This window comes from Lysinibacillus sp. FSL L8-0126, assembly GCF_038630385.1.
Taxonomy (GTDB): Bacteria; Bacillota; Bacilli; order Bacillales_A; family Planococcaceae; genus Lysinibacillus; species Lysinibacillus fusiformis_D.
In genome coordinates, this window is record NZ_CP152028.1 from 1,494,653 (window position 1) to 1,512,085 (window position 17,433).

Annotated in this window: 5 protein-coding genes, 5 rRNA genes and 1 pseudogene; 1 reads left to right on the forward strand and 10 read right to left on the reverse strand. The window is 43.2% G+C overall.

From position 1 onward, the window contains the following. Positions 1-38: 38 nt before the first annotated feature. On the forward strand, positions 39-1,460 hold the full coding sequence (locus MHI34_RS07220) for a PLP-dependent aminotransferase family protein (RefSeq protein ID WP_089934910.1): 1,422 nt from the start codon (positions 39-41) through the stop codon (positions 1,458-1,460). A gap of 18 nt (positions 1,461-1,478) precedes the next feature. On the opposite strand, the gene asnB is transcribed toward MHI34_RS07220, so the two are convergent. From asnB to MHI34_RS07270, 10 genes and pseudogenes are all read right to left on the reverse strand, one after another. After that, on the reverse strand, positions 1,479-3,314 hold the full coding sequence (gene asnB / locus MHI34_RS07225) for an asparagine synthase (glutamine-hydrolyzing) (RefSeq protein ID WP_249646133.1): 1,836 nt from the start codon (positions 3,312-3,314) through the stop codon (positions 1,479-1,481). A 100-nt stretch (positions 3,315-3,414) separates the two neighbouring features. After that, positions 3,415-4,746, reverse strand: a complete 1,332-nt coding sequence (locus tag MHI34_RS07230) for a D-alanyl-D-alanine carboxypeptidase family protein (RefSeq protein ID WP_080717062.1) — start codon at positions 4,744-4,746, stop codon at positions 3,415-3,417. Positions 4,747-4,889: 143 nt separating this feature from the next. Continuing rightward, complete coding sequence (guaB, locus tag MHI34_RS07235) at positions 4,890-6,353, reverse strand: IMP dehydrogenase (protein WP_036122042.1); 1,464 nt, start codon at positions 6,351-6,353, stop codon at positions 4,890-4,892. A gap of 295 nt (positions 6,354-6,648) precedes the next feature. Continuing rightward, positions 6,649-6,764, reverse strand: a 5S ribosomal RNA gene (gene rrf, locus MHI34_RS07240). A 190-nt stretch (positions 6,765-6,954) separates the two neighbouring features. Then, positions 6,955-9,882 (reverse strand): 23S ribosomal RNA (locus MHI34_RS07245). Between the two features lie 182 nt (positions 9,883-10,064). Continuing rightward, positions 10,065-11,616, reverse strand: a 16S ribosomal RNA gene (locus MHI34_RS07250). Together the 16S, 23S and 5S rRNA genes form the textbook arrangement of a ribosomal RNA operon. A 307-nt stretch (positions 11,617-11,923) precedes the next feature. Then, positions 11,924-12,817, reverse strand: a complete 894-nt coding sequence (locus MHI34_RS07255; RefSeq protein WP_036124545.1) for a patatin-like phospholipase family protein — start codon at positions 12,815-12,817, stop codon at positions 11,924-11,926. A gap of 696 nt (positions 12,818-13,513) precedes the next feature. After that, positions 13,514-13,820 (reverse strand): annotated as a pseudogene (tnpA, locus tag MHI34_RS07260) (IS200/IS605 family transposase); the annotation flags it as partial. Positions 13,821-13,991: 171 nt separating this feature from the next. After that, positions 13,992-14,107 (reverse strand): 5S ribosomal RNA (rrf, locus tag MHI34_RS07265). Positions 14,108-14,297: 190 nt separating this feature from the next. Then, positions 14,298-17,225: ribosomal RNA gene (locus MHI34_RS07270) — 23S ribosomal RNA — on the reverse strand. Positions 17,226-17,433 lie beyond the last annotated feature (208 nt).

The following is a 17,433-nucleotide window of genomic DNA, read 5'->3' on the forward strand; positions in this document are numbered from 1 at the left end:
GTTTTTAAAATAATCATAAGGTCAGGAGGTTATACAACATGGATATGCTTTTATTTCAGCTTGAAAGAGATAGTGATAAACCGCTTTATGATCAGCTTTATAACGGTATTAAGGATGCTATTATTTCCAAGAAAATAATGGTAGGAGAAAAATTACCGTCAAAAAGAAAATTATCCGATTTTTTAAATATTTCTCAAACAACAATTGAAATTGCTTATGCACAGCTATTAGCTGAAGGTTATATTATGTCTAAATCACGGGTTGGCTACTTTGTTGAAGAAATAGATGAACTACCCTACATTCAGCAAGACAATGTAACCTCCGTCAATGAGCATCCTAAGAAAAAAACATACAAAATTGATTTTAATCCTGGTTCTATTGATATCGATGCCTTTCCGTTTCAAACATGGAGAAAGTATGCGAAAGAGCTTTTTGACGATACCTCAAAAGAATTATTATTAACAGGTGAACCTCAAGGTGAACTTTCTTTACGTACAGAGATTGCAAATTATCTATATCAATCACGCGGTGTTGTCTGTCATCCAGAGCAAATCGTAATTGGCTCTGGTACTGAACAGCTTCTGCCTATGATCCTACGTCTTTTTAACGACGATACCTGCTTTGCCCTAGAAAACCCAGGGTACCCAGCCGTGCATCGTATGTTTTCGCAGCATAAACGAAAAGTCTATCCGATTGCAGTGGATGAAGAGGGAATTATTATTCATGAGCTTGAAAAAACGAGCGCTAATGTCGTTTATATTACACCCTCACACCAATTTCCTACCGGTGCGGTATTATCTGCCACTAGACGGGCACAAGCTTTAAACTGGGCTGCTCAGAGCTCCTCACGTTATATTATTGAAGATGATTATGATTCGGAATTTCGTTATGCTGGAAAACCAATTCCTGCACTACATGCCTTAGATCGAAATGATACAGTGATTTACATGAGTACTTTTACAAAGTCATTAATGCCATCCTTGCGAGTAGCTTATTTTGTACTTCCACCTAAACTACTTGCCACATATAACGATGTCTTTAATTATTATTCATCTACTGTACCTCGCTTCGATCAGCATATCGTGGCAAATTTTATGCGAGACGGGCATTTTGCAAAGCACCTTAATCGAATGCGTAAAGTTTATCGAAAAAAACATGATAAGCTAACCTCCTTTTTAGAAAAATATTCTTCAGCGATTAAAATAACTGGTGAACAAGCTGGAATGCATATTTTATTAGAAGTACAGCACATTTTATCAGAAAAACAATTACAGCAACTTGCTTCTCAAGCGGAGATTGGTATTTATCCGTTATCTGCTTATAGACTAGACCATTATGAATCTTCACATGCTCAATTTTTACTTGGCTTTGGTGGAATACCTGTTCAAACAATTGAACAATCCATTGAACAGCTGATGGATTGTTGGGAAATAGAAAAAAATGACCCGTCTACTAGTTAGTAGATAGGTCATTTTCTTTTACGTTTCAATCAATTGAATCTGATAGTGTTCAAACCATGTATGAATTTGCCCTAAATATGCTAAAAGCTGAGGCCCTGCCATTAATTGCCCATACCATGGAATTTTAAAAGAGCTACCTCCCGATTCAATTAACTCTGCAAGCTTTTGTCGTTCAAATAGTTCATGTAAAATTGAATTTTTATCGTGAAGGATTTCTCTCAACCATTTTTGAACACCTGCTGTATAAACAGGGTGGTACGTTTTAGGATAAGGATTCTTTTTACGATACAACACTTCATCAGGTAATAAGTGTGCCATCGATTTTCGAAGTAATCCTTTTTCTATTCCATCCAAATTCTTCATTTCCCACGGAATATTCCAAGCATATTCCACAAGCCTATGATCTGCAAAAGGAACACGCACCTCTAAACTTGCCCCCATGCTCATACGATCTTTTCTTTCTAACAATGTTTGCATGAACCAGAGCATATTTAAATAAAACATTTCTCGATGTCTTGCTTCTGCCGGACTTTCTCCATCTAACAACGGTACTTCAGCCATTGTTTGTGTGTAGAGTTGATGTGCATAGGACTCAATTTTTAATTTTTTATCCCACTTCTCTTGAAGTAATCCACCTCTTTCAGACAATGAACGAATCCAAGGAAAACCTGAAGTTTTTTCTTGAAACCATGGGTATCCACCAAAAATTTCATCTGCACACTCTCCTGATAATGCTACAGTAAAATCTTTTTTTATTTCTCGACAAAACCATAATAACGATGAGTCGACATCTGCCATTCCAGGAGAATCCCGGACGATCACTGATTCTACTAATAAATCAATTAATTGTTGTTGCGTGATTTCCTCTGCATGATGTGTTGTCTGGAAAGTATCCGTCATTTTTTGTATCCAATACGTATCCGTTGATGTTTGGAAAGCATGTGGATTAAAGAAACGTTCATTATCTTCGTAATCGATAGAAAATGTATGCAATTTATTATTTTGTTGTTGAAATCTATTTGCTGCAATGCCGGTAATAATACTGGAATCAAGTCCACCTGAAAGAAATGTACAAATAGGTACATCTGAAATAAGCTGACGTTCAATAGCATCCGTCAATAAAAAACGAACATGCTCAGTAGTTTCCTCTAATGTTTCTTCATGCCTTTTGCTTTGTAGCTGCCAATATGACCACTTTTTCAAGCCTTCTCTGGAAAACCGCATAGCATATCCCGGTCTTAATTCCTCGATATTTTGAAAAAGTGTCTTGCCTGGTGCTCTAGAGGGTCCTACAGCCATCATACTTGCCAATCCTTCCACATTTACACTTGCTTGAACCGTCGGATGTGCCAACAAGGCCTTCACTTCAGATGCAAAAAGCACACCGCCTTGTTGCTCTGTATAATACAAAGGTTTCACACCTAATCGATCTCGGCATAAAAATAGTGATTGTGTTTGCTCATCCCAAACACCGAAGGCAAAAATGCCATTTAAAAAATCTACACATTTTTCTTTCCATTCAATATAGGCAGTTAATAACACTTCCGTATCTGAATGTGTTGTAAAGCTGTGTCCTCTTTTTAAAAGTTCTTTACGTAACTCTTCCGTATTATAAAGTTCGCCATTGTATGTAATGACATAGTTTACGCCATCATGTATTTTTTTCATTGGCTGTTTGCCGCCAATTAGATCGATAACTGCCAATCGTCGATGGCCAAATGCAATATGCTCACTACACCAAATATTTTCATCATCCGGCCCTCTTTTATTTAATGTTTGTGTCATCGATTTTAAAATTGTGTCACTTGTTCTTAAATCCCTTTGAAAACTAGCCCATCCTGTAATTCCACACATTTAGCCACATCCTTTCGCCTATTAGCTTATGCAGGACTATGCTAAAATGTGAAAAAGCACATGAATGCTTTATAACATTCATGTGCTCATTAACTATAGATTAAAATAGTCCCCCAACAAAGTCTGTAATGCCTCCCCATAAATTGCCGAAGAAGTTACCTATACCTTGGAAGAACAATGAAATACCGCTAGCACGCTCTACAGCCTCTGTTGTGACAACATCGGATGAAATATCCTTGCCATCGATAAAGCCGTAATCAGTGCCTTCTGTGCGCTCAATAACGACCTTTCCTACAACAGTGTCTTTCTTAACATCTGCCTCTAAACTCTTTTTATCTAAAACCAATGTAGGTTTATATAAATCTTTATCAGAAGACTTAATCATAAATGAAATTGGTTCTTTTACTGCAATCGCTACTTTGTCTTCTTTACCTTTTGTCACTTTTACTGTTTTTTGATCTTTGAATGTATAGTTCGCTGGTAAAATTTCTTGTTTAGAGAATTGTGAAAAACCATAATTAAATAATTTTGCTGTGGCATCAAAGCGAGCTGCATATGATCCTTGTCCATTTGCATCAACAGCTTTCATAACCACTGCAATCAAACGAGTACCATTGCGCTCTGCAGTACCTGTGAAGCAGTGACCTGCAAAGTTTGTTGTACCTGTTTTTAATCCATCTACACCTTGATACTCATACACTAATCCAGGTAACATAAAGTTCCAGTTAGACATTTCAATTGCATCATCTGTGCCTTCACGGAACGTTTTCTTTGTAATTTGAGATGTTTCTAAAACCTTCGGGTGGTCTTTTAATAGATGATACGCCAATTTAGCTACAGATTTAGCAGGCATCACATTTTCGTCTTCTGGACCTGTACCTGATGGATGCATACCAAATAAATCAGCGTTATTAAGACCCGTAGAATTGACAAATTTATAGCCCTCTAAGCCAAGTTCCTCTGCCTTTTTATTCATTAACTTTAAAAATTCAGTCTCAGAACCCGCAATCGTTTCGGCAATAGCTACGGTTGCCGCATTTGCCGAATAAATGGCCATGGCTTCGTATAACTCACGAATCGTGTAAGAGCCATCTCTACGTAAAGGTACATTACTTAATGCACGATTTTGAGACATACGATACGTATAATCTGTTACTTGATATTCCTGTTCCCACTTAACTGTCCCTGCATCAATCGCGTCCAGTAACAGGTATTCAGTCATCATTTTCGTCATACTTGCAATACCTAGTGAAGTATCTGCGTTTTGTTCATACAAAATTTTCCCTGAATCTGCGTCAATTAAAATCGCAGCATCCACTGTTAATCCCAAATCTGTTTCCGCATTTGCCTTTGCAGGAATACCCGCAAAAATACTAAATAATAAAACAGGGATTAGGAGTAAACGTAATACGGTGTTCATTTTCTTTTTCACCTTTAAAGCCCTCCAAAAAAATAATCTTGTCCTCGACATTTTATCATAGATAACAACAACCGTGTTGACTCTCTACCATAAAAAAAATGCTCTCGCGCCATCTTTGTAGACGATGCGAAAGCATAAAAGTTGCAAGTAATTTATTACATGGAATAGTTTGGTGATTCTTTTGTAATCTGTACATCATGTGGATGTGATTCCCGTAGACCAGCACCTGTCATTCTAACAAATTGTGCATTATCTCGTAGGTGCTCAAGATGTGGTGCTCCACAATAACCCATACCAGCGCGAATACCACCAATCAGTTGGTAAATTGTATCAGCTAATGGTCCCTTATATGGAAGGCGACCCTCAATACCCTCAGGTACTAATTTTTTCGCATCCTCTTGGAAGTAACGATCTTTAGAACCTTTTTCCATTGCTCCGATAGAACCCATACCACGGTAAACTTTGAAACGACGTCCTTGGAAGATTTCTGTTTCTCCAGGAGATTCAGATGTACCTGCAAGAAGTGAACCAAGCATTACAACATTACCTCCAGCTGCTAGAGCTTTTACGATATCACCAGAGTATTTAATACCACCATCAGCAATAATTGTTTTACCAAGCTCACGAGCTACTGTAGCACAATCATATACTGCTGTAATTTGTGGTACACCCACACCAGCTACAACACGTGTAGTACAAATAGAACCTGGACCAATACCTACTTTAACAACATCTGCACCAGCTTCAAATAATGCACGTGCACCTTCTCCTGTTGCTACGTTACCAGCAATGATCTCTAACTCTGGGTAGGTTTCTCGGATTGAACGGATTGTTTGTAAAACGCCTTCTGAATGCCCATGGGCTGTATCGATTACTACAATGTCAACTTGTGCTTCTACAAGTTTCTCAATACGCACCATTGTATCTTTTGATACACCGACTGCTGCTCCTACTAGTAAACGACCATGTGTATCTTTAGCAGCATTCGGGAACTCAATTACTTTCTCGATATCTTTAATTGTAATAAGGCCAGTTAATCTACCTTCTTCATCTACAATTGGAAGTTTTTCGATTTTATATTGTTGAAGAATTTTTTCAGCATCCTCTAAAGTCGTTCCTACAGGTGCTGTAATCAAATCTTCTTTTGTCATTACATCTTCAATTTTTAAAGAGTAATCAGAGATAAAACGTAAGTCACGGTTTGTAATAATCCCTACTAGCTTTTGATTTTCCATACTATCAACAATAGGTACACCAGAGATTCGGTATTTCCCCATTAGATGCTCAGCATCGAAAACTTGATGTGTCGGAGTTAAGAAGAATGGGTTTGTAATAACACCATTTTCAGAACGTTTTACTTTTTCTACTTGTTCAGCTTGCTCATCGATCCCCATGTTTTTATGAATAATACCGATACCGCCTTGACGTGCCATAGCAATCGCCATTTTAGACTCTGTAACTGTATCCATACCTGCACTGACCATTGGAATGTTTAATTTAATCTTTGGTGTTAATTGAACAGATAGATCAACATCTTTCGGTAATACTTCGGAATGAGCTGGTACTAATAATACATCATCAAAAGTTAAACCTTCTTTGGCAAATTTAGTCTCCCACATTTTCGTAACTTCCTCCTATAGTTAAAAGAATATTAATTGTAAGATTAACAACGTGGACTGCTACTGTCAAGAAACTTATAAAAGAAAGACAATTCAGATTTTTAATGATAGCAAATTTTAATTAAAAATCCAAATAAATAGCTACAGTAAAAATATAGAATGAGTTAGATATATTTAATTTTTTCATAATATTTCTTAGAAAGTAATTGTTTTTTGTAGAAAATTCTTTAAATTATTAAAGAATTTCATTAGGAAATAAAAAAACAGCCAGCACACAGCTGACTGTTTCTATTATGCCTAGCGACGTCCTACTCTCACAGGGGGAAGCCCCCAACTACCATCGGCGCTAAAGAGCTTAACTTCCGTGTTCGGTATGGGAACGGGTGTGACCTCTTTGCCATCATCACTAGACTATGGTCGACCTTCAATACACGGCGTATTACTGCGTCAGCTGCTCTCGTTCAATCAGTCACGTACAGAAGTACGCTCCTTCAATCACTCGTTTGCTTCCTTGTTCTACTTGTGTCTTGAAGCTCTTTTTTTATTGAAAGTTTTGTTCTTTCAAAACTGGATAAACGGTTCATTGAATGGTTCAAACATTTTGGTTAAGTCCTCGATCGATTAGTATTCGTCAGCTCCATGTGTCACCACACTTCCACCTCGAACCTATCTACCTCATCGTCTTTGAGGGATCTTACTTACTTGCGTAATGGGAAATCTCATCTTGAGGGGGGCTTCATGCTTAGATGCTTTCAGCACTTATCCCGTCCACACATAGCTACCCAGCGATGCCTTTGGCAAGACAACTGGTACACCAGCGGTGTGTCCATCCCGGTCCTCTCGTACTAAGGACAGCTCCTCTCAAATTTCCTACGCCCACGACGGATAGGGACCGAACTGTCTCACGACGTTCTGAACCCAGCTCGCGTACCGCTTTAATGGGCGAACAGCCCAACCCTTGGGACCGACTACAGCCCCAGGATGCGATGAGCCGACATCGAGGTGCCAAACCTCCCCGTCGATGTGGACTCTTGGGGGAGATAAGCCTGTTATCCCCGGGGTAGCTTTTATCCGTTGAGCGATGGCCCTTCCATGCGGAACCACCGGATCACTAAGCCCGTCTTTCGACCCTGCTCGACTTGTAGGTCTCGCAGTCAAGCTCCCTTGTGCCTTTACACTCTACGAATGATTTCCAACCATTCTGAGGGAACCTTTGGGCGCCTCCGTTACCTTTTAGGAGGCGACCGCCCCAGTCAAACTGTCCGCCTGACACTGTCTCCTGCCCCGCTAAGGGGCATGGGTTAGAATTTCAATACAACCAGGGTAGTATCCCACCGACGCCTCCTTCGAAGCTGGCGCTCCGAGATCTCTGGCTCCTACCTATCCTGTACAAGTTGTACCAAAATTCAATATCAGGCTACAGTAAAGCTCCACGGGGTCTTTCCGTCCTGTCGCGGGTAACCTGCATCTTCACAGGTACTATAATTTCACCGAGTCTCTCGTTGAGACAGTGCCCAGATCGTTACGCCTTTCGTGCGGGTCGGAACTTACCCGACAAGGAATTTCGCTACCTTAGGACCGTTATAGTTACGGCCGCCGTTTACTGGGGCTTCAATTCGCAGCTTCGCTTGCGCTAACCACTCCTCTTAACCTTCCAGCACCGGGCAGGCGTCAGCCCCTATACGTCACCTTACGGTTTTGCAGAGACCTGTGTTTTTGCTAAACAGTCGCCTGGGCCTATTCACTGCGGCTCTCATGCGCTTGCACGCTCAAGAGCACCCCTTCTCCCGAAGTTACGGGGTCATTTTGCCGAGTTCCTTAACGAGAGTTCTCTCGCACACCTTAGGATTCTCTCCTCGACTACCTGTGTCGGTTTGCGGTACGGGCACCTCTCACCTCGATAGAGGCTTTTCTTGGCAGTGTGAAATCAGGAACTTCGTCCATACGGACTCGCCATCACAGCTCAACGTTACAGTGTGCGGATTTGCCTACACACACGCCTTACTGCTTGGACGCGCATAACCAACAGCGCGCTTACCCTATCCTACTGCGTCCCCCCATTTCTCAAACGGTGAGGAGGTGGTACAGGAATATCAACCTGTTGTCCATCGCCTACGCCTATCGGCCTCGGCTTAGGTCCCGACTAACCCTGAGCGGACGAGCCTTCCTCAGGAAACCTTAGTCATACGGTGGACGGGATTCTCACCCGTCTTTCGCTACTCATACCGGCATTCTCACTTCTAAGCGCTCCACCAGTCCTTCCGGTCTGACTTCAACGCACTTAGAACGCTCTCCTACCACTGACATCGTAGATGTCAATCCACAGCTTCGGTGAATCGTTTAGCCCCGATACATTTTCGGCGCAGCGTCACTCGACCAGTGAGCTATTACGCACTCTTTAAATGATGGCTGCTTCTAAGCCAACATCCTGGTTGTCTGTGCAACGCCACATCCTTTTCCACTTAACGATTACTTTGGGACCTTAGCTGGTGGTCTGGGCTGTTTCCCTTTTGACTACGGATCTTATCACTCGCAGTCTGACTCCCGTGTATAAATATCTGGCATTCGGAGTTTGTCTGAATTCGGTAAACCGGGATGGCCCCCTAGTCCAAACAGTGCTCTACCTCCAGTATTCTCATCACGAGGCTAGCCCTAAAGCTATTTCGGAGAGAACCAGCTATCTCCAAGTTCGATTGGAATTTCTCCGCTACCCACACCTCATCCCCGCACTTTTCAACGTGCGTGGGTTCGGGCCTCCAGTAAGTGTTACCTTACCTTCACCCTGGACATGGGTAGATCACCTGGTTTCGGGTCTACGACCACGTACTATTTCGCCCTATTCAGACTCGCTTTCGCTGCGGCTCCGCCTTCTAAAGCTTAACCTCGCACGTAATCGTAACTCGCCGGTTCATTCTACAAAAGGCACGCTATCACCCATTAACGGGCTCTAACTACTTGTAGGCACACGGTTTCAGGATCTCTTTCACTCCCCTTCCGGGGTGCTTTTCACCTTTCCCTCACGGTACTGGTTCACTATCGGTCACTAGGTAGTATTTAGCCTTGGGAGATGGTCCTCCCGGATTCCGACGGAATTTCACGTGTTCCGCCGTACTCAGGATCCACTCAGGAGAGAACGAACTTTCGACTACAGGGCTTTTACCTGCTCTGGCGGACCTTTCCAAGTCGCTTCATCTAACTCGCTCTTTTGTAACTCCGTATTGAGTGTCCTACAACCCCAAGAGGCAAGCCTCTTGGTTTGGGCTCTTCCCGTTTCGCTCGCCGCTACTCAGGGAATCGATTTTTCTTTCTCTTCCTCCAGGTACTTAGATGTTTCAGTTCCCTGGGTCTGCCTTCAAGACGCTATGTATTCACGTCAAGATACTACGCGATTAAACGTAGTGGGTTCCCCCATTCGGAAATCTCCGGATCAAAGCTCACTTACAGCTCCCCGAAGCATATCGGTGTTAGTGCCGTCCTTCTTCGGCTCCTAGTGCCAAGGCATTCGCCGTGCGCCCTTAATAACTTAACCAAGTTATTAAGCCTATAAAAAAACTTAAAAAATAAATGTGTTTGTTACAATTTCAATGTCGTTTTATCCAGTTTTCAAAGAACAAGTTTTGAAGCTTTTCATTCAAGAAGAATGAACCTTCAAAACTGAACGCAAAACGTAATCTTACAAACCCTAGGTTTGTATTCCGAAATAATCCTTAGAAAGGAGGTGATCCAGCCGCACCTTCCGATACGGCTACCTTGTTACGACTTCACCCCAATCATCTATCCCACCTTCGGCGGCTGGCTCCAAAAGGTTACCTCACCGACTTCGGGTGTTACAAACTCTCGTGGTGTGACGGGCGGTGTGTACAAGGCCCGGGAACGTATTCACCGCGGCATGCTGATCCGCGATTACTAGCGATTCCGGCTTCATGTAGGCGAGTTGCAGCCTACAATCCGAACTGAGAACGACTTTATCGGATTAGCTCCCTCTCGCGAGTTGGCAACCGTTTGTATCGTCCATTGTAGCACGTGTGTAGCCCAGGTCATAAGGGGCATGATGATTTGACGTCATCCCCACCTTCCTCCGGTTTGTCACCGGCAGTCACCTTAGAGTGCCCAACTAAATGATGGCAACTAAGATCAAGGGTTGCGCTCGTTGCGGGACTTAACCCAACATCTCACGACACGAGCTGACGACAACCATGCACCACCTGTCACCGTTGCCCCCGAAGGGGAAACTATATCTCTACAGTGGTCAACGGGATGTCAAGACCTGGTAAGGTTCTTCGCGTTGCTTCGAATTAAACCACATGCTCCACCGCTTGTGCGGGCCCCCGTCAATTCCTTTGAGTTTCAGTCTTGCGACCGTACTCCCCAGGCGGAGTGCTTAATGCGTTAGCTGCAGCACTAAGGGGCGGAAACCCCCTAACACTTAGCACTCATCGTTTACGGCGTGGACTACCAGGGTATCTAATCCTGTTTGCTCCCCACGCTTTCGCGCCTCAGTGTCAGTTACAGACCAGATAGTCGCCTTCGCCACTGGTGTTCCTCCAAATCTCTACGCATTTCACCGCTACACTTGGAATTCCACTATCCTCTTCTGCACTCAAGTCTCCCAGTTTCCAATGACCCTCCACGGTTGAGCCGTGGGCTTTCACATCAGACTTAAGAAACCACCTGCGCGCGCTTTACGCCCAATAATTCCGGACAACGCTTGCCACCTACGTATTACCGCGGCTGCTGGCACGTAGTTAGCCGTGGCTTTCTAATAAGGTACCGTCAAGGTACAGCCAGTTACTACTGTACTTGTTCTTCCCTTACAACAGAGTTTTACGAACCGAAATCCTTCTTCACTCACGCGGCGTTGCTCCATCAGGCTTTCGCCCATTGTGGAAGATTCCCTACTGCTGCCTCCCGTAGGAGTCTGGGCCGTGTCTCAGTCCCAGTGTGGCCGATCACCCTCTCAGGTCGGCTACGCATCGTCGCCTTGGTGAGCCGTTACCTCACCAACTAGCTAATGCGCCGCGGGCCCATCCTATAGCGACAGCCGAAACCGTCTTTCAGTGTTTCACCATGAGGTGAAACAGATTATTCGGTATTAGCCCCGGTTTCCCGGAGTTATCCCAAACTATAAGGTAGGTTGCCCACGTGTTACTCACCCGTCCGCCGCTAACGTCGAAGGAGCAAGCTCCTTCTCTGTTCGCTCGACTTGCATGTATTAGGCACGCCGCCAGCGTTCGTCCTGAGCCAGGATCAAACTCTCCATAAAAGAAATTTGAATAGCTCAAATTGTTTTGCTGGCATCATTTTGATGTCCAAAATTTTGTTTTGTTCACTAACCAAGGTTAGTTACTAAAAACTTTATTGATTACGTTTTGCTTGTTCAGTTTTCAAGGTTCATTTTATGTTTTCTCTTTGTTAAGAGCTAACTTTTATATAATAACATGTTTAATATTTAATGTCAACAGTTATTTTATTTTTATATTTTAGTAGTTGCTTATCTCAACAGCAACTTTTATATAATAACACCTCATTTATTATTGGTCAATAGTTTTATATAAATAATTTTAAACGAACTAAAATTTCAACCTTGGCCAATTCCGTAAAAATTGAATTGTACGATTTCTTCCTATTTCTAAAAGAGTTTCTTTTGTCTCCTCATTTAAATCAAATTGAGTTGCACTATAATCTTCTACAGGAATAAAGATAATATCTCTTTCATGTCGCCTTGATATATACCTCTCATCATGTGCGTCTTTCATAGTTGAAAATAATGCTTCAAATAAGTTTAGGCCATTTTTAATTTCTTGCGGACATTGTTCTTCTCTCCTTCTGCTTAGCTTCAAACCCAAAATTGGTCGTACTTTTCGACCTTCTTTATCATCAAATATCCATAATGGGAAATTACTTAAAACCCCACCATCCACGATTACTGATTCTCCTTTGCCAGTTTTTAAGGTAACTGGTTCAAAGAAAAATGGTATACCACAACTCATACGTAGTGCACAAGCAACTGAAAAGTTCTTCGCATCAATCTGATATTTGTGTAGATCATCTGGTAAAACAATCATTCTACCATTGGTCAAATCTGAAGCTACTAATTTTAGTGAATCTTTAGGCAAATCTCCAAAAGTATATACACCTTTTGCAGCTAATTTTTGAAAAAACCATTTTTCTAATGCCTTTCCTTTATAAAGACCTAAATGATTATAAACATTTATCCATTTCATAAAAGGGAAAGGTAATATTGTTCTTCTAGGATCCAGTAATGAAGGTACATCCAATTCTTCTAGCATAGCTTCGATCTCTTTACCGCTATATCCCGCAGCAATAAACGCAGCTAAAATTGCACCTGCACTTGTACCAGCTACACGTTTAAAACGAAAATGTTCAGCTTCTAGTACTTGATATGCCCCAACCAGGGCAAATCCCTTCAAACCACCACCAGAAAAAACGCCATCAATCCACAAAATTTCCTCTCCTTTTTGATGTAATCTTTACAGTATAAGAGAGGGTAATGATGATTAGAACTAAAATTTATACTTTATTGTCGAAACCTAAAACATGTTTAACAACTTTTGTTTATGATCAAATTGGATTTTTTCTAATATACGGAATAAAAGGGATTTCACAAAAGGAAGGTAATTAGTACATACTGACCTATTAATTAAGAGAGACGTTTTTTCTATGGCTATTAAGAGTAAGTTACCCATTTGAAGTAAAATGAGGGCAAATGAAATGAAGTTGCTTGTATACCAGTAAAACAAGTACTAGAGGAACTGAATATAAAACATACACAGTTAAAATGCTATTGAAACAATTCGTAGAGGAGAAAGAGGCGAAACAGTCAGGTAAGGTAAGGGCAGGCCATACATTTCGTTATGGTTAAGGTGAAATCACTACATTTTTCAGAAATCTACCAACAAAAAAATAGTGTAACGATTTATGCAAAAATATAATTGGTCTTATTATGTCATAGTAGAGAAAGGAAGCGCACAGGACATTCCATACATATAGCTGAAAATAAATTTAAATTAGTCAAGATTTTTATGCACGAACAACCCTTCATGATCATTTGATCCTCAAGAATACTGTTGTCATTGACTATATATTTCTGAATGTTTTTTGTTTCTTCCTACTGTATCTACATAATATCCACGACATCAAAACTCCCTGTTAATATATTTGTATTTCAGATTCGCCTGTCAATCAAATTTCATTAAACTACCTTTCCCTTTCAAATAACCCATATGAAACACTTAATTTTGGAGAATTACTCACCAACATATGAATATAATCAGGGCAGGCTGTTGCTTCGATAATTTCTGCTCCTTTTCTTTCACCTAACTAGCAAAGGATTCTTCCTATATTAACTTTAATTTGTACACAAATAATCTGCCTTCTATATTTTGGCGCAAAGACAATGTGATACTTACAATTCCATGTTGTGTGTGCTAAACTCTTGTTATCTATTTGGATCCCCTTTCGTACGAAGTCGGTTGACCAGACCAGAATTCATTATACGATTGGGGATTTTTTCTTGTCCATAGCTAGAAGCTCTTTAGAACCCCTCGCATAGCAAGGGGTTTTCAAAAGATACAAAAATAAAAAAACAGCCAGCACACAGCTGACTGTTTCTATTATGCCTAGCGACGTCCTACTCTCACAGGGGGAAGCCCCCAACTACCATCGGCGCTAAAGAGCTTAACTTCCGTGTTCGGTATGGGAACGGGTGTGACCTCTTTGCCATCATCACTAGACTATGGTCGACCTTCAATACACGGCGTATTACTGCGTCAGCTGCTCTCGTTCAATCAGTCACGTACAGAAGTACGCTCCTTCAATCACTCGTTTGCTTCCTTGTTCTACTTGTGTCTTGAAGCTCTTTTTTTATTGAAAGTTTTGTTCTTTCAAAACTGGATAAACGGTTCATTGAATGGTTCAAACATTTTGGTTAAGTCCTCGATCGATTAGTATTCGTCAGCTCCATGTGTCACCACACTTCCACCTCGAACCTATCTACCTCATCGTCTTTGAGGGATCTTACTTACTTGCGTAATGGGAAATCTCATCTTGAGGGGGGCTTCATGCTTAGATGCTTTCAGCACTTATCCCGTCCACACATAGCTACCCAGCGATGCCTTTGGCAAGACAACTGGTACACCAGCGGTGTGTCCATCCCGGTCCTCTCGTACTAAGGACAGCTCCTCTCAAATTTCCTACGCCCACGACGGATAGGGACCGAACTGTCTCACGACGTTCTGAACCCAGCTCGCGTACCGCTTTAATGGGCGAACAGCCCAACCCTTGGGACCGACTACAGCCCCAGGATGCGATGAGCCGACATCGAGGTGCCAAACCTCCCCGTCGATGTGGACTCTTGGGGGAGATAAGCCTGTTATCCCCGGGGTAGCTTTTATCCGTTGAGCGATGGCCCTTCCATGCGGAACCACCGGATCACTAAGCCCGTCTTTCGACCCTGCTCGACTTGTAGGTCTCGCAGTCAAGCTCCCTTGTGCCTTTACACTCTACGAATGATTTCCAACCATTCTGAGGGAACCTTTGGGCGCCTCCGTTACCTTTTAGGAGGCGACCGCCCCAGTCAAACTGTCCGCCTGACACTGTCTCCTGCCCCGCTAAGGGGCATGGGTTAGAATTTCAATACAACCAGGGTAGTATCCCACCGACGCCTCCTTCGAAGCTGGCGCTCCGAGATCTCTGGCTCCTACCTATCCTGTACAAGTTGTACCAAAATTCAATATCAGGCTACAGTAAAGCTCCACGGGGTCTTTCCGTCCTGTCGCGGGTAACCTGCATCTTCACAGGTACTATAATTTCACCGAGTCTCTCGTTGAGACAGTGCCCAGATCGTTACGCCTTTCGTGCGGGTCGGAACTTACCCGACAAGGAATTTCGCTACCTTAGGACCGTTATAGTTACGGCCGCCGTTTACTGGGGCTTCAATTCGCAGCTTCGCTTGCGCTAACCACTCCTCTTAACCTTCCAGCACCGGGCAGGCGTCAGCCCCTATACGTCACCTTACGGTTTTGCAGAGACCTGTGTTTTTGCTAAACAGTCGCCTGGGCCTATTCACTGCGGCTCTCATGCGCTTGCACGCTCAAGAGCACCCCTTCTCCCGAAGTTACGGGGTCATTTTGCCGAGTTCCTTAACGAGAGTTCTCTCGCACACCTTAGGATTCTCTCCTCGACTACCTGTGTCGGTTTGCGGTACGGGCACCTCTCACCTCGATAGAGGCTTTTCTTGGCAGTGTGAAATCAGGAACTTCGTCCATACGGACTCGCCATCACAGCTCAACGTTACAGTGTGCGGATTTGCCTACACACACGCCTTACTGCTTGGACGCGCATAACCAACAGCGCGCTTACCCTATCCTACTGCGTCCCCCCATTTCTCAAACGGTGAGGAGGTGGTACAGGAATATCAACCTGTTGTCCATCGCCTACGCCTATCGGCCTCGGCTTAGGTCCCGACTAACCCTGAGCGGACGAGCCTTCCTCAGGAAACCTTAGTCATACGGTGGACGGGATTCTCACCCGTCTTTCGCTACTCATACCGGCATTCTCACTTCTAAGCGCTCCACCAGTCCTTCCGGTCTGACTTCAACGCACTTAGAACGCTCTCCTACCACTGACATCGTAGATGTCAATCCACAGCTTCGGTGAATCGTTTAGCCCCGATACATTTTCGGCGCAGCGTCACTCGACCAGTGAGCTATTACGCACTCTTTAAATGATGGCTGCTTCTAAGCCAACATCCTGGTTGTCTGTGCAACGCCACATCCTTTTCCACTTAACGATTACTTTGGGACCTTAGCTGGTGGTCTGGGCTGTTTCCCTTTTGACTACGGATCTTATCACTCGCAGTCTGACTCCCGTGTATAAATATCTGGCATTCGGAGTTTGTCTGAATTCGGTAAACCGGGATGGCCCCCTAGTCCAAACAGTGCTCTACCTCCAGTATTCTCATCACGAGGCTAGCCCTAAAGCTATTTCGGAGAGAACCAGCTATCTCCAAGTTCGATTGGAATTTCTCCGCTACCCACACCTCATCCCCGCACTTTTCAACGTGCGTGGGTTCGGGCCTCCAGTAAGTGTTACCTTACCTTCACCCTGGACATGGGTAGATCACCTGGTTTCGGGTCTACGACCACGTACTATTTCGCCCTATTCAGACTCGCTTTCGCTGCGGCTCCGCCTTCTAAAGCTTAACCTCGCACGTAATCGTAACTCGCCGGTTCATTCTACAAAAGGCACGCTATCACCCATTAACGGGCTCTAACTACTTGTAGGCACACGGTTTCAGGATCTCTTTCACTCCCCTTCCGGGGTGCTTTTCACCTTTCCCTCACGGTACTGGTTCACTATCGGTCACTAGGTAGTATTTAGCCTTGGGAGATGGTCCTCCCGGATTCCGACGGAATTTCACGTGTTCCGCCGTACTCAGGATCCACTCAGGAGAGAACGAACTTTCGACTACAGGGCTTTTACCTGCTCTGGCGGACCTTTCCAAGTCGCTTCATCTAACTCGCTCTTTTGTAACTCCGTATTGAGTGTCCTACAACCCCAAGAGGCAAGCCTCTTGGTTTGGGCTCTTCCCGTTTCGCTCGCCGCTACTCAGGGAATCGATTTTTCTTTCTCTTCCTCCAGGTACTTAGATGTTTCAGTTCCCTGGGTCTGCCTTCAAGACGCTATGTATTCACGTCAAGATACTACGCCATTAAACGTAGTGGGTTCCCCCATTCGGAAATCTCCGGATCAAAGCTCACTTACAGCTCCCCGAAGCATATCGGTGTTAGTGCCGTCCTTCTTCGGCTCCTAGTGCCAAGGCATTCGCCGTGCGCCCTTAATAACTTAACCTAACGGCTTTCAATACACATCACATTTCGTTGTCAGCTTCACTCGTTCAATCAGTCACGTACTCAAGTACGCTCCTTCATTCACTCGATTGCTTCCTAGAACTGCTCGTGTCTTGAAACCTTCTAATGTTATTAAGCCTATAAAAAAACTTAAAAAATAAATGTGTTTGTTACAATTTCAATGTCGTTTTATCCAGTTTTCAAAGAAC